Source organism: Avibacterium volantium (assembly GCF_049366555.1).
GTDB classification, from domain to species: Bacteria; Pseudomonadota; Gammaproteobacteria; order Enterobacterales; family Pasteurellaceae; genus Avibacterium; species Avibacterium volantium_A.
Map to the genome: position 1 here is coordinate 1 of NZ_JBMMGT010000008.1, position 20,316 is coordinate 20,316.

The 20,316-nt window shown below is 42.9% G+C and carries 14 protein-coding genes; 9 read left to right on the plus strand and 5 right to left on the minus strand.

The genetic code is table 11. The features are described from left to right. Positions 1-38: 38 nt before the first annotated feature. The 3 genes from ACLS0A_RS03585 to ACLS0A_RS03595 form a co-directional block, all read right to left on the minus strand. Complete coding sequence (locus ACLS0A_RS03585; protein ID WP_416082500.1) at positions 39-341, minus strand: hypothetical protein; 303 nt, start codon at positions 339-341, stop codon at positions 39-41. A gap of 373 nt (positions 342-714) precedes the next feature. Continuing rightward, complete coding sequence (locus ACLS0A_RS03590) at positions 715-1,080, minus strand: phage tail protein (protein ID WP_416082498.1); 366 nt, start codon at positions 1,078-1,080, stop codon at positions 715-717. A gap of 197 nt (positions 1,081-1,277) precedes the next feature. Then, the gene (locus tag ACLS0A_RS03595) at positions 1,278-2,567 is read right to left on the minus strand and encodes a citrate synthase (RefSeq protein ID WP_416082497.1); all 1,290 of its coding nucleotides are present in this window, start codon (positions 2,565-2,567) and stop codon (positions 1,278-1,280) included. A 345-nt stretch (positions 2,568-2,912) separates the two neighbouring features. On the opposite strand from ACLS0A_RS03595, the gene sucA reads away from it, so the two are divergent. The 9 genes from sucA to ACLS0A_RS03640 all read left to right on the plus strand — a co-directional run bounded on the left by sucA (position 2,913) and on the right by ACLS0A_RS03640 (position 15,163). Next, a complete protein-coding gene (sucA, locus tag ACLS0A_RS03600; RefSeq protein WP_416082496.1) occupies positions 2,913-5,708 on the plus strand; it encodes a 2-oxoglutarate dehydrogenase E1 component in 2,796 nt (931 codons plus the stop codon). 87 nt (positions 5,709-5,795) lie between these two features. After that, a complete protein-coding gene (gene odhB, locus ACLS0A_RS03605; protein ID WP_416082495.1) occupies positions 5,796-7,025 on the plus strand; it encodes a 2-oxoglutarate dehydrogenase complex dihydrolipoyllysine-residue succinyltransferase in 1,230 nt (409 codons plus the stop codon). A 100-nt stretch (positions 7,026-7,125) separates the two neighbouring features. After that, positions 7,126-8,292: an ADP-forming succinate--CoA ligase subunit beta gene (sucC, locus tag ACLS0A_RS03610; RefSeq protein ID WP_330933584.1), complete on the plus strand. Its 1,167-nt coding sequence runs from the start codon at positions 7,126-7,128 to the stop codon at positions 8,290-8,292. A 1-nt stretch (position 8,293) separates the two neighbouring features. After that, on the plus strand, positions 8,294-9,166 hold the full coding sequence (sucD, locus tag ACLS0A_RS03615) for a succinate--CoA ligase subunit alpha (RefSeq protein WP_416082494.1): 873 nt from the start codon (positions 8,294-8,296) through the stop codon (positions 9,164-9,166). A gap of 154 nt (positions 9,167-9,320) precedes the next feature. Continuing rightward, positions 9,321-11,258, plus strand: coding sequence for a TonB-dependent receptor plug domain-containing protein (locus ACLS0A_RS03620; protein WP_416082493.1), 1,938 nt, complete (start codon positions 9,321-9,323; stop codon positions 11,256-11,258). A gap of 87 nt (positions 11,259-11,345) precedes the next feature. Beyond that, positions 11,346-12,149, plus strand: coding sequence for a helical backbone metal receptor (locus ACLS0A_RS03625; RefSeq protein ID WP_416082492.1), 804 nt, complete (start codon positions 11,346-11,348; stop codon positions 12,147-12,149). Continuing rightward, complete coding sequence (locus tag ACLS0A_RS03630; RefSeq protein ID WP_416082491.1) at positions 12,146-13,117, plus strand: FecCD family ABC transporter permease; 972 nt, start codon at positions 12,146-12,148, stop codon at positions 13,115-13,117. Before ACLS0A_RS03625 ends, ACLS0A_RS03630 begins: the two co-directional genes overlap by 4 nt. After that, on the plus strand, positions 13,110-13,907 hold the full coding sequence (locus ACLS0A_RS03635) for an ABC transporter ATP-binding protein (protein WP_416082490.1): 798 nt from the start codon (positions 13,110-13,112) through the stop codon (positions 13,905-13,907). Before ACLS0A_RS03630 ends, ACLS0A_RS03635 begins: the two co-directional genes overlap by 8 nt. Positions 13,908-13,945: 38 nt before the next feature. After that, positions 13,946-15,163: a PD-(D/E)XK nuclease family protein gene (locus ACLS0A_RS03640; RefSeq protein WP_416082489.1), complete on the plus strand. Its 1,218-nt coding sequence runs from the start codon at positions 13,946-13,948 to the stop codon at positions 15,161-15,163. A 50-nt stretch (positions 15,164-15,213) separates the two neighbouring features. On the opposite strand, the gene metH is transcribed toward ACLS0A_RS03640, so the two are convergent. Together metH and tilS are read right to left on the minus strand one after the other, a co-directional pair. Next, a complete protein-coding gene (metH, locus tag ACLS0A_RS03645; protein ID WP_416082488.1) occupies positions 15,214-18,903 on the minus strand; it encodes a methionine synthase in 3,690 nt (1,229 codons plus the stop codon). Between the two features lie 117 nt (positions 18,904-19,020). Continuing rightward, positions 19,021-20,313, minus strand: a complete 1,293-nt coding sequence (tilS, locus tag ACLS0A_RS03650; protein WP_416082487.1) for a tRNA lysidine(34) synthetase TilS — start codon at positions 20,311-20,313, stop codon at positions 19,021-19,023. Between the last annotated feature and the right edge of the window lie 3 nt (positions 20,314-20,316).

Consider the following 20,316-nt stretch of genomic DNA (forward strand, 5'->3'; position numbering starts at 1 on the left):
AATCTTTAAATAAAAAGCGGAATATTCCGCTTTTTTGCTTAACTTAATTGAAAATCCTCCGGATATTGCCTGCGCTTTAACTCGCTTTCGTACGCTGTTTTACAGTGATTTTTATCAAAAAATAAACTATTTACAAAACTGTACCAAAATCGCCAACGGGCTTTTGGCTTATCTGCAAGCACGGCTCCGCGGTAGCAACGGCTGGAAAAGGTTTCATCAGCCGCGCCACCTGTTAAAGCGTTGCAAAGTTGGTCGATGGCAATCAACACGTGATAGCCCCAACGTTTAAATTTATTTTTTTGTGCATTTTTATGCTCCTCGTAGGTTTGTGACCAGCCAATTGACCAATCATAATCAAGTGGATTTGCTTCCGCCTCTAATAGCACTTTGTGCATATAGGCGTTTTCAAACATTTTTTCTTTTAGGGTTTTGCAGGCGTTCCAAACCGCTTTAAACTTGTCAAAATCTAGCGACTCGGCAGTGTTATCCGCACAAATGAGCGTGAAAATGCGTGGTTCGTAGTTATCTTACTGAGGTATGCTTTAAGTGCAATCCACCCCAAAATTGTCCACTTTACTTCTAGGCACGGGATTTCAATATGTCCTGTGCTAAAGATATAATTACCACATACAATATTTCCTGTTTTACTGACTTTATTGTCATTAACCCAGCTATGATAAGTCAGCGTTTCATTTTTGCTAACTTGCGGAAATACTAAATAACGTTGCTTACCACTTGCACTTTGCCACTGCCACTGGTTAATTCGGGTTTAAAACTATCAGGGCAGTTGGCGTAAGTCACAAAGCGATTTTGGTTATCAAAAATCCCCATCTCCCTAATCCAAAATCCGCCCACATTTTCAGGAATGGTTAGCTCAAAAATAAGCTGTTTATTATTGCGTGGATCAACAGAGATAGCACTAATATTGGCACGATGCACTTCGCGCACCAAGCTTGCATTACGACTATTTGGTGTACCCACTGCTATTTGAGTAATTGGCAGCGGTTGTTTGCGAGCAATGGCACTGGCAATCATTTGTGTGCCGTAATCAGTTAAAACCGAGTAATATTGTTTCGCCATAAAAATTCCTTGTTGGGATTAACGAGAATAAAAGATCACGAACCAGAAATTTTTGCACAAATTTGCACAGTGAATTGCACAGAAATCTTGGGTGAAATTTATGGCTACATATAACAGGTTGGCGTGTATAACGTGTACAAATTAAGAAAAGAGATAAAAAAAGACCGCACTTTAAGTGCGTTCTTTTTTTATAGATTTTATTCCTTACCCTCTAGTGGCGTAAATGGGCGTTCTGTGTGGCCTGTGTAAAGCTGGCGTGGGCGGACGATTTTCATATTGCCCGGTTTGAACATTTCTTTCCAGTGGGCGATCCAGCCAACGGTTCTTGCCAATGCGAAGATGACAGTGAACATTGACGTTGGAATGCCAATGGCTTTGAGAATGATGCCTGAATAGAAATCGACATTCGGATAAAGTTTGTGATCAATAAAGTATTGATCGCTTAATGCGATACGCTCTAGTTCCATTGCCACGTCGAATAATGGGTTATCAATATTCAACTCTTTTAGCACTTCGTGGCAGGTTTGACGCATTACTTTGGCACGTGGGTCGTAGTTTTTGTAAACACGGTGTCCAAAGCCCATTAAACGGAATGGATCGTTTTTATCTTTGGCACGCGCAATGTATTCTGGAATGCGGTCAATAGTGCCAATTTCTTCGAGCATATTAATGCAAGCTTCATTTGCACCACCGTGTGCAGGCCCCCAAAGTGAGGCGATACCTGCGGCAATACAAGCGAATGGGTTTGCGCCAGAGGAGGCGGCTGTTCGCACCGTTGAGGTTGAAGCATTTTGTTCGTGATCGGCGTGTAGAATAAAAATGCGATCCATTGCTCGTTCTAACACAGGGTTGACTTCATAAGGCTCGCAAGGGGTGGCGAACATCATATGTAAGAAATTACCCGAATAAGAAAGTTTATTCAGTGGGAACATAAAAGGTTGCCCAATGGAATATTTGTAGCACATTGCTGCAAGGGTTGGCATTTTCGCTAATAAGCGAATGGCGGTGATTTCACGATGTTCAATATCGTTAATATCTAAAGAATCGTGATAGAACGCTGCTAATGCACCGCTTACTCCACACATAATCGCCATTGGGTGTGAATCTCGGCGGAATCCGTGGAAGAAGCGGGAAATTTGTTCGTGAACAAGGGTGTGCTTGCGTACTAATTGGCGGAAGGCTTTGTATTCTTCGGCACTTGGGCGCTCGCCAAATAATAATAAGTGTGCCACTTCTAAATAATCGGCATTTTTTGCCAAATCAGCAATAGGATAACCACGGTGGAGAAGAATGCCCTTGTCGCCATCAATATAGGTGATTTCGGAAACACAAGAGGCGGTGGACATAAAACCAGGGTCAAAGGTAAAAAGTTTATTTTTGACTAGGGATTGAACATCAATGACATCATAGCCGAGTGAACCTTTACGCATTGGGAGTTCAAGTTCACGTCCATCATTTAGCGTTAGTTTTGCGTTGAGTTCTGTCATAGGTCTTCCTCTTTCGTTGGAGTTGATAATGTTGTGTTTGTTGAATTATTATACTTTCTAATGAATTTTCACTATAACCTGTTATGGAGTACCTGTCTTTAATATTTACAAAAAAATTTTGTTAAGGAAATGTTATTTTTTCAAAAATGAGAGGCAGATCAAAAAATCAGAAAAATGTTAATGTTTTGTTAATTGAATTAGTTGCTAATTGTGGGAATTTGATTTTAAATTATTCGACTAACACTGAAAGAAAAATCAGTGCGTGTTTCTGATTAAATCCTATGTATAATAAACCTAATGAATTTTTATGTTGTAAATTCTACCCAACCAAGCTAGGTGGTATTAATGAAACAAACGAGCCCAATTAGTGAATGGTTAGCTTCAAGCGCTTTAAATGGAGCAAACCAATCTTACATTGAAGAACTATATGAAAGTTATCTTCAAGATCCCCATTCTGTCGATGAAAGCTGGCAACAAATTTTCGATAAATTGCCAAAACACACTGCTGTAGAGCAAGCTCATTCCCCAGTTCGTCAATATTTTAAACGTTTGGCGCGAGATACTGGCGTGGACGGCACAACCGTGATTGATCCGAAAGTGAGCGGACGGCTGGTAAAAGTATTGCAATGGGTCAATGCGCACCGTAATAGGGGGCACTTGCACGCGGATCTTGATCCATTAAAAATTTGGCAGCGTATGGATTCGCCAACCTTAGATTATAAATTCTATGGTTTTACTGATGATGATCTTGATGAAGAATTTGATATTAGCGGTTATGTGTATGACAAAGATCGCATTAGCTTGCGTGAGCTTTCTTCCTCATTAAAATCAACCTACTGCGGCACTATTGGCCTTGAGTTTATGCACGTTAATGATCTTGAGGCGCGTACTTGGTTACAGAAAAAGTTAGAAAATTGGTTAAATCAACCTTTATTTAGCAAACAAGAACAGCTTAAATTCCTTGAAGAACTCACCGCAGCAGACGGCTTAGAACGCTATCTTGGCGCAAAATTCCCAGGGGCAAAACGTTTTTCTCTTGAAGGCAGTGATGCGTTTATCCTGCTAATGAAAGAAATTATCCGTCAAGGGGCAAAAAACGGCATTAAAGAAATTGTAATGGGAATGGCACACCGTGGGCGATTAAACCTATTAGTCAATGTGTTAGGGAAAAAACCAGCAGAATTATTTGATGAATTTGCAGGAAAACATCACGGAAACGGAACGGGTGATGTGAAATATCACCAAGGTTTTTCTTCTGATTTTATGACCGATGATGGCCTAGTGCATTTAGCACTCGCATTTAACCCTTCTCACTTAGAAATTGTAAACCCAGTGGTGCTAGGTTCCGTGCGTGCTAGACAAACCCGCATTAACGATGTAGAACGCTCACAAGTGTTGCCGATTACCGTACACGGTGATTCCGCAGTAGCAGGGCAGGGCGTGGTGCAAGAAACCCTGAATATGTCGGCGACCCGTGGTTATTCTGTGGGCGGCACAATTCGTATTGTGATCAACAACCAAATTGGTTTCACCACCTCAAATCCGCACGATACCCGCTCTACGGAATATTGTACCGACATTGCGAAAATGATCGAAGCGCCAGTTATTCACGTTAATGGTGATGATCCTGAAGCCGTGGCTTATGCGGCACAAATGGCGGTGGAGTTTAGAACCAAATTCAAGCGTGATATTTTTATTGATCTAGTATCTTATCGCCGCCACGGACACAATGAAGCGGACGAACCTTCCGTTACTCAGCCGTTAATGTATGATCGCATTAAACGCCACCCAACCCCACGCAAAGTGTACGCCGATCGCTTAATCGCAGACAATGTGATTGATGAGGCTTACAGCCTAGAATTAATGAATAAGTATCGCGATGCCTTAGACAACGGTGATTGCGTTGTGCCAGAATGGCGTGAGCGTGATGTGGAAGCCTCGGATTGGATGAAATTCCTTAGCCAAGAATGGTCAGATTACGAGGGCAGCTTCGATGAAGAACGCTTTACCGCGCTTGCCTTAAAGGTGTGTGAATATCCAGAAAATCACCCACTTCATTCGCGCGTGAAAAAAATCTATGATGATCGCCGCCTAATGGCAAAAGGCGAAAAACCATTTGATTGGGGAATGGCAGAAACAATGGCTTACGCCACCTTGTTGGACGAAGGCTATAACGTTCGCTTATCTGGTGAAGATGCAGGACGTGGCACATTCTTCCATCGTCATTCTGTTTTACATAGCCAAAAAGATGCCACAATTTACACCCCACTTACCCATTTGCATAATCAGCAAGGGCATTTTGAAGTGTGGGATTCCGTGCTTTCAGAAGAAGCGGTGCTGGCTTATGAATATGGCTATGCCACAGCGACACCAAAAACGCTCACCATTTGGGAAGCACAATTCGGTGATTTCGCCAATGTAGCACAAGTGGTGATTGACCAATTTATCAGCTCGGGCGAACAAAAATGGGGCAGAATGTGTGGTTTAGTGATGCTATTACCACACGGTTATGAAGGGCAAGGACCAGAGCATTCATCTGCCCGTTTAGAGCGTTATTTACAGCTTTGTGCGCAACAAAATATGCAAGTTTGCGTGCCTTCAACGCCAGCGCAGATTTACCATTTATTACGCCGCCAAATGTTGCGTAAAGTGCGCCGTCCATTGATTGTGATTACACCAAAATCCTTACTGCGCCACCCACTTGCGGTATCCAGCAAAGAAGAGTTGGTAAACGGCACTTATCAAAACGTGATTGGCGAAATTGACAAGCTCGATCCAAAACAAGTGAAACGTGTGGTAATGTGTTCGGGCAAAGTGTATTACGATTTATTGGAACAACGCCGCAAAAATAACCAAACCGATGTAGCGATTGTGCGCGTGGAACAGCTTTATCCTTATCCGCACGAAGAAATGAAAGCAGCGCTTGCCCCTTATGAACAGGTTACTGATTATGTATGGTGTCAAGAAGAACCACAAAACCAAGGCGCGTGGTATTGTAGCCAACATAACTTTGTGAGTTCATTGCCAGAACACGGCAAACTGCGTTATGTGGGCAGACCAGCTTCAGCATCGCCAGCGGTGGGCTATATGTCTTTACATAATGAACAGCAACGCGCCTTAGTGAATGAGGCTTTAGAATAATTTGTAAGCAAAAAGTGCGGCCAAAAATCACCGCACTTTTGTACAACCGAATGCAAATAAAACGCAAACAAAAGAAGGAACAGAAAAATGAGCGATTTTGAGATTTTAACTCCCGTGCTACCTGAATCTGTGGCAGATGCAACGGTTGCCACTTGGCATAAAAAAGTGGGTGATGAAGTAAAACGTGATGAAGTTTTAGTCGAAATTGAAACTGACAAAGTCGTGCTTGAAGTGCCGGCGGTTGCTGATGGTGTGCTAGAAAGCATCATTGAGGCCGAGGGAGCAACGGTGATTAGCAACCAAGTGTTAGGTAAAGTTTCCGCCTTAGCGGCGGCAGGCAATGCTACTAAAGAAAGTGTGCAAAAAGTAGAAAGCACGCCAGCAGATCGCCATTTAGCCAACTTAACATCAGAACCGACTAACGCCGATGTGGTTAGCCCAGCGGCACGCCGTTTATTAGCAGAAAACGATCTTAAAGCAGAAGAAGTGCAAGGCACAGGCGTGGGCGGACGCATCACTCGTGAAGACATTGAACGCACTGTGGCACAAAAAGCTGCGCAGGCTCAATCTAAGTCTCAGCCACAAGCACCTGAAGCACCAGCATTAAATGTATCAGGGCGTGATGAAAAACGTGTGCCAATGACTCGTTTGCGTAAGCGCGTGGCAGAGCGTTTATTAGAAGCGAAAAACAGCACGGCAATGCTCACTACCTTCAACGAAGTGGATATGCAGCCAATTATGCAACTGCGCAAAAAATATGCAGAGAAATTTGAGAAATCTCACGACACTCGCTTAGGCTTTATGTCTTTCTACGTGAAAGCCGTGGTGGAAGCACTAAAACGCTATCCAGAAGTGAATGCGTCTATTGACGGTGATGACATTGTGTATCACAACTATTTTGACATCAGCATTGCCGTTTCCACCCCACGCGGTTTGGTCACCCCAGTGTTACGCAACTGCGATAAGCTGAGTATGGCGGAAATTGAAAAGCAAATCAAAGTGTTAGCGGAAAAAGGTCGTGATGGTAAATTAACGGTGGAAGATCTCACGGGCGGAAACTTCACGATTACCAACGGCGGTGTGTTTGGATCATTGATGTCCACACCAATCATCAACCCACCACAAAGTGCGATTTTAGGTATGCACGCCATTAAAGATCGTCCAGTGGCAGTGAACGGTGAAGTGGTGATTCGCCCAATGATGTATCTTGCCCTTTCTTACGATCACCGCTTAATTGACGGACGTGAAAGTGTGGGCTTCTTAGTCACCATTAAAGAAATGTTGGAAGATCCAACGCGTTTATTATTAGAAGTGTAGTCTTAACATAGGGCGATAAGGGATCTTATCGCCTTATTTTTATTCATTGATATGCGGATATGATGAAGCATATAGCGATAAAAAGGAGAAAGATAAATCTATGAATTTACACGAATATCAAGCAAAACAACTTTTCGCCCAATACGGCTTGCCTGTCGGTGAGGGCTATGCGTGCGAAACCCTAGAACAAGGATTAGAAGCCATCAAAAAATTAGGTGGCTCAAAATGGGTGCTAAAATGCCAAGTTCACGCAGGCGGACGAGGCAAAGCAGGCGGCGTGCAAGTGGTTAGTTCAGAACAAGAAGTGCGGGCGTTTTTTGACAAATTTTTAGGCAAGCGTCTAGTTACCTTTCAAACCGATGCCAAAGGTCAGCCCATTAATCAAATTTATGTAACAGGTTGCGTGGCAGTTAAAAAAGAGCTGTATCTCAGCGCTATTGTGGATCGTAGCTCGCAACAAATTGTCTTTATGGTCTCCACAGAAGGTGGCGTGAATATTGAAGAAGTAGCGGAAAAAACACCGCACTTATTACACCGCACCAGCATTGATTTATTGGTTGGCGGAATGCCATATCAAGGCAGAGAATTGGCTTTCAAACTCGGCTTAGAGGGCAAACAAATCAAACAATTTACTGATCTATTTTGTCAGCTCAGCCGCTTATTTATTGAAAAAGATCTGGCATTATTAGAAGTGAATCCATTGGTGATTTTGGACAATGGCGATCTCGATTGTCTTGATGCCAAAGTGGTGGTGGACAGCAATGCCTTATATCGCCACCCTGATTTGCTTGCAATGCGCGATCTGAGCCAAGAAGATCCTCGTGAAGCCCAAGCAGAAAAATGGAATCTCAACTATGTCGCCTTAGATGGCAACATTGGTTGTATGGTTAATGGCGCAGGGCTGGCAATGGGAACAATGGATATTGTGAAATTATACGGCGGACAGCCAGCCAACTTCCTTGATGTGGGCGGTGGCGCAACCAAAGAACGTGTGGCAGAAGCCTTTAAAATTATCTTAACCGATCCTTCGGTGAAAGCCATTTTAGTCAATATTTTTGGAGGCATTGTACGCTGTGATCTCATCGCCGAAGGCATTATCGCTGCCAGCAAAGAAGTGGGCGTAAATGTGCCTGTGGTGGTGCGTTTAGAGGGGACAAATGCGGAATTAGGCCGCGCAATGCTGGCCGAAAGCGATACCAACATTATTTCAGCACAAAGTTTACAACAAGCGGCAAGCGAAGTCGTGAAAGCAGCAAAGGGAGAATAAAATGTCAATTTTAGTGAACAAAGACACCAAAGTGATTTGCCAAGGTTTCACTGGCGGACAAGGCACATTTCATTCAGAACAAGCCCTTGCTTATGGCACAAAATTAGTGGGCGGTGTTTCCCCAGGGAAAGGCGGCACAACCCATTTAGGCTTGCCAGTGTTTAACACCGTGCGCGAAGCCGTTGAACAAACTGGTGCCACAGCCACAGTGATTTACGTTCCGGCACCATTTTGTAAAGATGCCATTTTTGAAGCGATTAACGCAGGATTATCCTTAATCGTCTGCATCACCGAAGGCATTCCTACGTTGGATATGCTACAAGTGAAACAAAAACTGAATGAGACGGGCGTAGTGATGATCGGGCCAAACTGCCCCGGAATTATCACCCCTGAAGAATGCAAAATCGGCATAATGCCAGGTAATATTCATAAAAAAGGACGTATCGGCATTGTTTCTCGTTCAGGTACATTAACCTATGAAGCGGTTAAACAAACCACCGATGAGGGCTTTGGACAATCCACCTGCGTAGGCATTGGCGGCGATCCAATCCCTGGTTCAAGTTTTATTGATATTCTCAAACGCTTCCAACAAGATCCTGAAACAGAAGCCATCGTGATGATTGGCGAAATCGGCGGCAGTGCGGAAGAAGAAGCGGCAGAATTTATCTGTCATAATATCACCAAACCTGTGGTGGCTTATATTGCAGGCATCACCGCACCAAAGGGCAAACGAATGGGGCACGCAGGCGCGATTATTAGTGGCGGAAAAGGCACGGCAGATGAAAAAATCCAAGCCCTTCAACAAGCAGGCGTAACCACCGTAAAAAGCCTTGCAGAAATTGGGATGGCGTTAAGATCAATCTTGAAGCAATAGGCCATTTTTAAAGTGCGGTCAGTTTTTTGTGATTTTTTATAACAATGAAAACGTAGAGATGAATAGTATTCATTTTTATGATGAATAATTCAGATTTGCGAACCCAATGGTGCTATGTCAAAATAGCGCCATTTTTATATAGAAAGGAAAGACAATGCAAAAAAATATTATCACCACAGCAATTTTGCTCTCATTTTCTACCGCACCTTATGCTGCAGAAAATGTTCAACAAAGCGAACAACTCGCACCAATTTATGTTTATTCCGCTTATGCCGAGCCTGTAAGCGAAGAGCAAACGGCGTCATCAGTAACGGTTTTAACCGAAAAAGATTTCGCTGAACGCAACGCCAACTATGTTTCTGATGTATTAAAAACCGTGCCAAGCGTGGCATTGGGTGCATCAGGCGGACGCGGTACATTAACTAGCCTTTATCTGCGTGGCGCAGATCCAAATCACACTGCGGTGATTATTGACGGTGTGAAAGTTAATCCAGTGTCAGGCTATGGCTATGATTTCGGTGGATTAAGCCTAAGCAACATTGATCGCATTGAAGTGTTGCGTGGTGAGCAATCTGCTTTATGGGGCAGTGAGGCAATGGGTGGCGTGGTTTATATCACCACGAAAAGCGGGCTTTATAAGGATAAACCCTTTAATGTGGACTTTGATTTAGGCACAGGCTCAAAAGGCACTTATGACGGCTCACTGACTCTTTCTGGTCAGCAAAACGGCTTTTATTATAGCTTGCACGGTGATAGCCACCGCACAAAAGGCATTTCAGCTTATAGTTCAGATCGTTTCCATTACACAGCGGAAGATGGCAGCCGCGTGAGTACGGGGGGCGCAAAAGAGCGAGATAAATTCCACCGTGATGCACTATCATTGCGTGTGGGCTATGATGACGGCGAAAAAGGTATTGATTTTTTAGCCAGCCATTTTAGCCAAACAGCACATTTTGATAATAGTTATGCCGCAGAAACATCCTTTGATGATTATACCCGCACTCGTGAAACAACTTTTAAATTAAACGGTTATGTTGGAGCGGAAAAAGAGTTGTTTAAACATAAAGCAAGCGTTAGCCACCAAAAAACCGACAGCGATACACTTGGTTCGTGGGCAAGTGGTTATGATGCTAAAAAGTTGAATGCAAACTATCAGTTAGACATTAATTTTGATCGAGAAGGTGAGTTGCAACAAGCGTTGAGTTTGCTTACAGAGTATCAACGTTCTACCTATGATTTTGGTTCTTCGGCTAACCGTAAAAAGCATTTAACCGAGAAAAGCGTAGCGGCGGAATATCGTCTGTTCAGTGAAAATGAGCATAGCTTAAGCCTAAGTGGGCGTTATACCGATAGCAATCACTATGACAACAGCTTCACTGGACGTATTGCGGGAACTTATCGCTTATTGCCGAATGTGAAAGCACACGCAAGTTTTGGTACAGCCATTCAAAATCCAACAATCACTGAGTTTTATGGTTACAACGGCACATTTTTACCTAATCCAAACCTTAAGCCTGAAAAAAGCAAAGGTGGGGATATTGGTTTGCTTTTTGAAACCACAGATAAACGCCATAGCTTAGATGTAACTTATTTTGCGCGCAATGTGAAAAACTTTATTAGCGCCGCTTATTTGCCTAATGGGGTTTCACAAGCGGTAAATATGAATGGTTCAACTAAAATCAAAGGGGTTGAAATTGCCTATAATGGCAAAATTACCGATGATTTAAGCGCTTATGCCAACTATACTTATACCCAAACAAAAGATAGCAAAGGGCAAACCTTACTTCGCCGTCCAAAACATATGGCAAATTTAGGTTTAGCCTATCAAATTACTGAAGCACTGGGTACGAATGTGAATGTAAACTATGTGGGTAAACGCGTTGATACTTACTTTGATGAAACGACTTACGCTTCTTCACGAGTAAAAATGCCGTCTTACACCTTGGTTGGCCTTGGCGCGAATTATCAAGTTACGCCAAACTTAAATGTGTATGCGAACTTGAATAATCTGTTTGATAAAAAATATGAAAGCGTTGCAGGCTATGGCCAATATGGTCGCACCTTATATGTGGGCTTGAAAGGCAGCTTCTAACGTATAAGCAGATAGGCTTTTGTGAAAATGCGGTGTAAAATTAATAAAATTTTTACCGCACTTTGTTTTTTGGGACATCATTTTTTAATGCAAAAAATTCGCGTATTTTTCACCGCACTTTTCTTTTCCGTTCCGCTTTGGGCGCAAGAGCAATTTGTTTCGCTCACCCTATGCAGTGATCGCTTGTTGGCGGAATTAGCTCGCCCTGAACAAATTGCCGCACAATCTATTTATTCCAAAAATCCTTTGATGATGTTGGATAAAATTAATCAAAATAAACCCGCACTTAATGCGCGATTAACGGATTTATTGCCTTATTTGGATAAAACTATTTTGCTTAATGAACAGTTTTATCCCCAGTTGGTGGCAGATCTGAAAAAGCTTGGGGTAAAAGTTTTGCCTATTAATGATAGCCCACAAACGGCGGAACAGCTTTTCGCCTTGATATTGGAATTAGGCAAACGCTTTGACAACGAAACTCTCGCCCAGCAATTGGTGGAAAAGCTAAAAAATAGCGATTTTCAGCTCAATCAAAGGAATACGCAAACCTTAATTCTTTCCGATACAGGCGTAGTTGAACCGATTTTTCCACAATACCAAGTCTTGCTAAAATTGCTCGGCTTAACGCCCCTTGAAAGCACTATTACGGCACAAAATTTTTCCCTAGAGAAACTTTTGCGTGCGCAGCCAAATTGGCTGACTTCCATTAGTGATAAACAAGGTTATAACGGACAGGCGGAAGTGCTGACACACCCTTTGATTGCCAATATGTTCCCAGCACAGCGAATGGCGACAATGCCACTGAAATATGGTTATTGCTTTGATCAGGGCGTTTGGCAAGGCGCGGCGATGATTTATCGCCAACTGAATAAGAGAGAGCAAGCAGAATGAAACGATTAAACCTTTCCCTTTTTGCCTTATTGCTTTTGTTGATTGCTTTTGCGATTTTTCATCAGCTTGGGGATTTTGCTTATTTACGCAATGCACAGGGGATCGCCACCGATATGCGATCTTTAGTGTTATGGGATATTCGCTTGCCACGTCTTGGTTTAGCCATTTTAACGGGAGCAAGCCTTGCACTGGCAGGCAATGCAATGCAGGGGTTGTTTCAAAATCCTTTAGCTAGCCCAGGGTTGTTGGGAGCAGCAAATGGCGCAACCACGGCGAGCGTGGTTTTGCTCTATTATTTTTCTTTACCCTTATCTTTTCTATTGTTTGGCGGCATTTTAGGGGCGTTGAGTAGTTTTTTGTTAGTCTATTTCATCGCCAAAAATAAAGGCACAACAATGATGATTTTGGCCGGCGTTGCGGTGAATATGTTGCTCGGCTCGGTCATCGCCTTATTGCTTTCCAACGCACAAAGCCCTTGGGCATTAGCAGAATTATACCGCTGGTTGCAGGGTTCATTAATGTGGGCAAAAATCGAACCGCTCTTGCTTTCCTTGCCTATCGTGGCGGTGGGCGCAATCTGTTTATATTACCAACGCCGTTACCTCGATTTACTCACTTTTGGGGAAGAAACCGCTAGCACGATGGGCATTGACCCAAAACGTAGCTTTTTTATCACCACCCTTGGCGTGGCGTTGCTGGTGGGCGCCACCATTCCGCAAACTGGCACAATCGGATTTATCGGCTTAATTGCCCCGCACTTTGCGCGCATCTGGCTGAAAAAACGCCCTTCACAGCTTTATCTAACTAGCGGGCTAATTGGTGCGTTACTTTTGTTACTTGCCGATCTTGCTATTCAATATGTGCCGTTTTTCTCGCATATTTATATTGGCACGCTCACCGCCATTATCGGCGCACCTTGCTTGATTTGGATTTTGCTCACCCAACAACGGAGATTAGCCCGTGATTAACTTGCACAATGTTAGCCTTGCTTATGGCATTAAAAATATCCGTGCCCAAATTTCCCAAGGTAAATTAGTGGGCATAATGGGCGGCAATGGCGCAGGGAAGTCCACTTTGCTCAAGGCGATTGCGGGCATTTTACCACTGGAAACCGGCTCAATTTTATTGAACGACAAACCGCTCACCGAAATGAGCCTGACTGAAAAAAGCCAAATGTTGGCGTATTTTGCGCAAAGCACTAATATTTATTGGGATTTATCTGTTTATGACGTGATTGAGCTCGGCTTGCCCGAAACATTGTTTACTCCCAAGGAAAAAGTGCGGTCAAAAAAAGACAAATTTTTTGATCGTTTATTTAATTCATCACACCAACAATGGCAGCAAGAAAAGATCCAGCAAGCCGCGAAGCAATTTTCTGTTCAACATCTGTTAGAACAACCTTTCCAACAGCTTTCAGGCGGCGAAAAAGCCCGCGTTCAGCTTGCCCGTTGTTGTATTAAAAACGCACCAATTTTATTGGCAGACGAACCTATCGCGCCCCTTGATCCTTATTATCAAATTGATATTTTAGAACAATTAAAATCACTCACCCCAGACACCACCTGCGTGGTTGCCATTCACCACCTTGATCTTGCCTACCGTTTTTGCGATGAAATCATCTTACTCCACCAAGGCGACTTACTCGCTCACGGTAACACGCAAAACGTCCTAACCGCAGAAAATCTAGCTATTGCGTTTGGTGTGAAAGCGGAGATTGATGTGGAAAAAAGAATGTTTGGAAATATTCATAAATTATGATTAACTATTTAAATATTAATCAAATATGAGAAAATAAAATGACAAGTGAACCACTTAAATTCTTAGATGAAATTCATGAAGCACTCGATTTTTTTCAACGTGAAAATGCTAAAGCAGAATTATATAATGCGAGCCGTTTTAGCCCTTTTCAATTTATAAGAACTAATGAAAATGGTTTATCTGAAATCATTGCATTCTTACTTGATCCTAGTCAAAATCACGGACAGCAAGAATTATTTTTAAATAGTTTATTAAAATATTTAGAACTGCCAGAATACTTGTCTTATAACAAGGTGTCGGTAACTTGTGAGAAAGCAACTATTAACAATAGAAGACACGATGTTTTTATTGAAGGTTTTTTACATAATGAATGCCAATGGATTATTTCTATTGAAAATAAGTTAAGATATGCAGCCGATCAAAATAGCCAATTAGAAGATTACTGGGAAGATATTACTAATGAAAGGTATAGCCCTAAGTTTGCCTGTTTGGTCTATCTATCCCTATTTAAACAGCAGCCTAGTGAAAAATCTATTAATACAGATAAATGGAAAAAATTAATTCAAGATAATCAAGCAAAAGTTATTGGTGCAGAAGATCTGATTAAGTGGCTAGAACAAACACCAATAGTTGCTCCAAATATTCGAGCTTTTTGTCAGAGTTTTATACAATTTTTAAAGGAAGATATTATGAATGAAACAAAAGAAAATAACCAACTATTAGATAAGCTAGTGGAAAAGCCTAATTGGATTGAAACAGCAATAACGTTATTGGAGTTATCAGATAATATTTATCAAAAATTAGAAGATAGTTTAGTTCAACAACTTCAGAAGATGCTTAACGATAACAAAAAATATTCGAGAATGATTGAATATAACTGGCATTTTTATAATGTACATAAAGAAGGTATTTATCTTGATAAAGAAGATAAAAATTATCCTTGGGGGATCGGAGTAGAATTTAGTGATAGAAATTATCATAAGGCATATTATGGTTTTTGGGCTACTAAAGATAATATCTCACAGGAAAATTATCAAAGATTAGAAAAAATATTTAAATCAGAAGGATTTCAAGGATCTGATAAAAGGTGGATGCAATGGGAATTTTGCAATGGAAACTTAAAAAATTGGGACGGAAAAGTTTGGAAGGAAGTTAGCACTCGTCGATTAGCGAAAGAGATTTTTGAGTTATTAGAACCCTTTATCAAGATAGCTAATGATCATTTAGAAGAATTAGAAACGTTTATTGATAAATAGAAAAAGTGCGGTGATTTTTCACCGCACTTTTTTAGTTTACTGATTTCAATTTACTTCATCGAAACCCCAAGCCATTTGTGCATTTCTTTTTCGTTCCAGCCTTTGCGTTGAGCGTAGTCTAAGGCTTGGTCTTGGTCAATGCGGCCTAGGGTGAAGTAGTTGCTGGCAGGGTGGGTGAAGTACCAACCGCAGACGCTGGCAGCGGGCCACATTGCGTAACTTTCGGTAAGTTTCATTCCAATGCGTTGTTCCACTTCAAGTAAATCCCAAATTAGTTGTTTTTCGGTGTGTTCTGGGCAGCTTGGGTAGCCCGGTGCGGGGCGGATACCCACATAATTTTCTGCGATCAGATTTTCGTTATCGAAGGTTTCATTGGAATAGCCCCAAACTTTTGTGCGAAGCTCAAAGTGTAAATATTCTGCCATCGCTTCGGCTAAGCGGTCGCCAACGGCTTGCAGTAAAATAGCGCTGTAATCATCGCCTGCGGCTTTGAATCCTTCTACTAAATCGTGTTCTTCAATTCCTGCGCACACCGCAAACATTCCGAACCAATCTTGTTGGCCGCTTTCACGATCAGCAATAAAATCACTTAAGGCGACGTTATAAGGGCTTTTGCTATTTTTGCCACGTTCACTTTGTTGGCGCAGATGATGCGCCACGCCTGTCACAGAAGTGCGGTCAGAATTTTGATAAATTTCAATATCATCGCCCTTGCGATAGGCTGGGAAAATGCCCATAATTCCACTTGGTTTGAGTTTGCCGTTTTGCTCAAATTCATCAAGCATTTGTTGCGCATCATTATAGACTTTGCGCGCTTCTTCACCACCCTCTGGATAATCAAAAGCATCAGGGTAGCCCCCCATTAATCCCCATAAACGGAAAAATGGCGACCAGTCAATAAATTGGCGTAAGGTGGAAATTGGCACATTTTTGTATTCCACAATGCCTGTTTGTTTTGGTTGTGGCACTTGATAATCCGCCCATTCGCCAGAAAACGCTGGGAAAGCGTTAACACGCGCTTCTTCAATCGGAAGCTGTTGGCGCAGAGGTTTACGATTAGCAAAGCTATGCTGAATTTTTTCGTATTCTTTTTTGGTTCGTTGCCAAAGTTCTGCTTTGCTTTCTGGGTTCATCAATGCAGCACAAACCGTTACTGCACGGGACGCATTGGTGGTGTAGATCACTTCGTGCTTGTATTTTGGATAGAGCTTGATGGCGGTATGTTCTTTTGACGTGGTTGCACCGCCAATCAGTACGGGAAGGCTTAATCCCAAACGGTTCATTTCACCTAAGAAATATTCCATTTCATCTAACGATGGCGTGATTAAACCACTTAAGCCGATAATATCTGCCTTTTCATTAATGGCGGTTTCAATAATTTTATCGGCAGGTACCATTACCCCTAAATCAATGACTTCAAAATTATTACATTGCAAAACAACGCTCACGATATTTTTGCCAATGTCGTGCACATCGCCTTTTACCGTAGCGATCACCACTTTTCCGCTTGATACACCTTGCTGTTTGGTGGCGTTGATAAAAGGTTCTAAATAGGCGACCGATTGTTTCATTACGCGGGCAGATTTCACCACTTGCGGTAAGAACATTTTACCGTCGCCAAAGAGATCGCCTACCACATCCATTCCTGCCATTAACGGGCCTTCGATCACTTCTAGCGGTGAGCTAAATTGCAGGCGCGCTTCTTCTGTATCTTCAATAATATGGCTAGTGATGCCTTTCACTAAGGCGTGTTTTAAACGTTCTTCCACCGGCCAAGTACGCCATTCTGCCACGGTATTATCACTGCTTTCGCTGGCTGAACCTTTGTATTTATCCGCAATATCAAGCAGGCGATCGGTGGCATCTGCACGGCGATTTAGCACCGCATCTTCGACAATTTCACGCAGTTCAGGATCAAGATCATCATAAATTGCCAGTTGCCCTGCATTGACGATCCCCATATCCATACCTTGTTTGATGGCGTGATAAAGGAAAACGGCGTGAATGGCTTCACGCATTGGATTGTTGCCACGGAATGAGAAGGAAACATTGGACACACCGCCAGAAATTTTAGCGTGGGGGAGTGAGCGCTTAATGCGTCCTGTGGCATTAATGAAATCTACCCCATAGTTATTGTGTTCTTCAATCCCTGTACCGATGGCGAAAATATTCGGGTCAAAAATAATGTCTTCTGGTGGAAAGCCCACTTCATCAACCAAAATATGGTAAGCGCGGGTACAGATTTCCACCTTGCGTTCTTCGGTATCTGCTTGTCCCACTTCATCAAACGCCATCACCACGGCGGCTGCACCGTAACGGCGGATCAATTTGGCTTGATCAACAAATTTTTCTTTACCTTCTTTCAGGGAAATGGAATTTACAATCCCTTTGCCTTGAATTGATTGCAAGCCCGCTTCGATCACTTCCCATTTAGAAGAATCGATCATCACTGGCACTTTCGCAGCATCAGGTTCGGTTGCCATAATATTCAGGAATTGAACCATACATTTTTCGCTATCGAGCAAGGCTTCGTCCATATTCACATCAATCACCTGAGCGCCATTTTCTACTTGGTCAATGGCAATCTCAATGGCTTCAGCATAGCGATCTTCTTTAATTAATTTTTTAAATTTCGCTGAACCAGTAACATTATTACGTTCGCCCACGTTTACAAATAGGCTGTTTTCATCAATGTTTAACGGTTCTAAGCCAGATAAACGCATTGCCACAGGCAAATCAGGCAAGGCTCTTGGCGGCACGTTTTTCACCACTTCTGCAATGGCGTGGATATGCTCAGGGGTTGTTCCGCAACAGCCGCCCACAATATTCAGCCAGCCGTTTTGCGCCCATTCTTGAATATAAGCGGCCATTTCTTCTGCGCCTAAATCATAACCGCCAAAGGCATTTGGTAAGCCTGCATTCGGGTGAACAGAAACAAAGGTTTCGCAGATTTTTGACATCACTTCCACATACTGACGCAATTCTTTTGGCCCAAGGGCGCAGTTTAATCCAAAGCTTAATGGCTTAACGTGGCGCAACGAGTTATAAAAGGCCTCCGTAGTTTGCCCTGAAAGGGTGCGCCCTGAGGCATCGGTAATCGTGCCTGAAATCATAATTGGCAATTTGATGTCAAGTTCTTCAAACACTTGATCAATGGCGAATGCCGCCGCTTTAGCATTGAGCGTATCAAAAATGGTTTCGATCATAATGAGATCCGCACCGCCTTCGATTAATCCTTTGGTGGCTTCTGCATAGGCATCAACCAACTGCATAAAGGTGATATTGCGGTAAGCAGGATCGTTCACATTAGGCGAAATAGAGGCGGTGCGGTTAGTCGGCCCAAGCACGCCAGCTACAAAACGTGGTTTTTCTGGCGTGCTATATTTATCCGCCGACAAACGCGCCAATTTCGCGCCAGCAAAATTCAGCTCATAAGCAATGCTTTCAAGGGCATAATCCGCTTGCGCAATGGTGGTGGCGGAAAAGGTGTTGGTTTCGATAATATCCGCCCCTGCAGCAAGATATTTTTCGTGAATCGCTTGAATCACCAAAGGCTGAGTAAGCGTAAGTAAATCATTATTGCCGCGTAGATCGATCGTGCTGTCTTTAAAGCGTTCACCGCGGAAATCTGCTTCGGTGAGTTTATATTGCTGGATCATCGTCCCCATTGCACCATCTAAAATAAGAATGCGATCTTTAAGGGCTTGTTGGATAAGAGAAAAAGAAGGATGTAGTTTCATTTTGTTACGACTTATTGTGATGACTTAGATTTAATAACAGGCATAATAGAAATAAGGTGGGATTGTGTCAAACCTTATCTTTATGCGGGGAAAAGTGCGGTGCAAATTGAGCAAGTTTTATTTGCTTTCAGATGCAAAATTTTGAAAAAATCCCACCGCACTTTGGAAGTGTTCGCCATAAAAAATCAGCGGAGTGTGCGTGCGTTGCCAGACTGGCACATTGTGCGCTTGCCACAGTTTTTTGATGTCTTGATGAACGCCTTGCGCATTGCGCACTTTGCCCGAATAAGCAAAACGGATTGAGATCGGCGCATCGGTTAATGGCAACGGATAGCTTTTCCCTTGCCATTGAATTTGAATGGCTGATTTGGTTTGGGTGAAGCGGATTTCACCGAGATTGTCAGGCAATTCAATCTGCTGATTTAAGCGAACGGGAATCTTTAGCGCACGAAGATCGGCGAAGATTTCCGTTAAATACAGGCGCTGCTGATAACGGCGCAGCATTTTATCGCCCAATTGAAATTGCGGGTTGCGATCTGTTTCGGCAAAAATCACGTCTTGAATCAATTGTTCCAATTGTTTGGTGGACGGCATTGGTTGCTGCAAGGTTTCCAGCCATAAGCGGAGTAGGGCTTTTTGTTTCAAATCAGACCATTGCGAGAAATCTGTTAAATCAAAAGTGCGGTGCGTTTTGTCTGCATATTTTTCTAGCTCTGGCTGTAATAATTCTGCTAAAAGCTGTTGTTGCTCGGTACAATGGTTCGCACTGCGTTGCACAGCTTGATCGAAATACGCCCAGCGTTCACGCAGTTGGGGCAAAATTTGATTGCGTAAAAAATTGCGTTCGTATTGGCTATCTTGATTGCTTTCATCTTCAATCCACGACAGCTGATTTTCCGTAGCATATTGCCAAAGTTGTTGGCGTGAAAAGCCGAGTAGGGGACGAAAAATATTCAGATTAAACACCGCACTTTGCGCTTTCATTGCGGATAAACCGCTGACGCCACTACCACGTTTTAAGGCGAGGAAAAAGGTTTCGGTTTGATCTTGTTGATGATGGGCGGTGAGCAAAATCTCTTGCGCTAAAATATGGCGAGCGATGGCTTGATAGCGCGCTTGACGTGCGGCAGCTTCAATGCCCATTCCTTGTGTCAGTTGAACTTTTTCTACGATCAAGGGAATGGAAAATTGTTGGCAAAGCTGTTGGCAGTGGCGCACCCAATCATCTGCATTTGGGCTTAAGCCGTGATGAATATGGATCGCACGCAGCTGGAAGTGCGGTTGTTTTTCGCGTAATTTTGCTAAAAGCGCAAGCAAGACCGTAGAATCCAGCCCACCGCTTAAGGCAATCAGAAAATGCGAGTGGGGCTGGCGTTGTAATTGCTGTTGAAATTGCTCAATTAGCGTCATAGC

Excerpts from the sequence above, each read along its gene's own strand:
- ACLS0A_RS03590 (WP_416082498.1), bottom strand. The coding sequence starts at position 1,080 with ATGGCGAAACAATATTACTCGGTTTTAACTGATTACGGCACACAAATG.
- ACLS0A_RS03595 (WP_416082497.1), bottom strand. The coding sequence starts at position 2,567 with ATGACAGAACTCAACGCAAAACTAACGCTAAATGATGGACGTGAACTT.
- sucA (WP_416082496.1), top strand. The coding sequence starts at position 2,913 with ATGAAACAAACGAGCCCAATTAGTGAATGGTTAGCTTCAAGCGCTTTA.
- odhB (WP_416082495.1), top strand. The coding sequence starts at position 5,796 with ATGAGCGATTTTGAGATTTTAACTCCCGTGCTACCTGAATCTGTGGCA.
- sucC (WP_330933584.1), top strand. The coding sequence starts at position 7,126 with ATGAATTTACACGAATATCAAGCAAAACAACTTTTCGCCCAATACGGC.
- sucD (WP_416082494.1), top strand. The coding sequence starts at position 8,294 with ATGTCAATTTTAGTGAACAAAGACACCAAAGTGATTTGCCAAGGTTTC.
- ACLS0A_RS03620 (WP_416082493.1), top strand. The coding sequence starts at position 9,321 with ATGCAAAAAAATATTATCACCACAGCAATTTTGCTCTCATTTTCTACC.
- ACLS0A_RS03625 (WP_416082492.1), top strand. The coding sequence starts at position 11,346 with ATGCAAAAAATTCGCGTATTTTTCACCGCACTTTTCTTTTCCGTTCCG.
- ACLS0A_RS03630 (WP_416082491.1), top strand. The coding sequence starts at position 12,146 with ATGAAACGATTAAACCTTTCCCTTTTTGCCTTATTGCTTTTGTTGATT.
- ACLS0A_RS03640 (WP_416082489.1), top strand. The coding sequence starts at position 13,946 with ATGACAAGTGAACCACTTAAATTCTTAGATGAAATTCATGAAGCACTC.
- metH (WP_416082488.1), bottom strand. The coding sequence starts at position 18,903 with ATGAAACTACATCCTTCTTTTTCTCTTATCCAACAAGCCCTTAAAGAT.
- tilS (WP_416082487.1), bottom strand. The coding sequence starts at position 20,313 with ATGACGCTAATTGAGCAATTTCAACAGCAATTACAACGCCAGCCCCAC.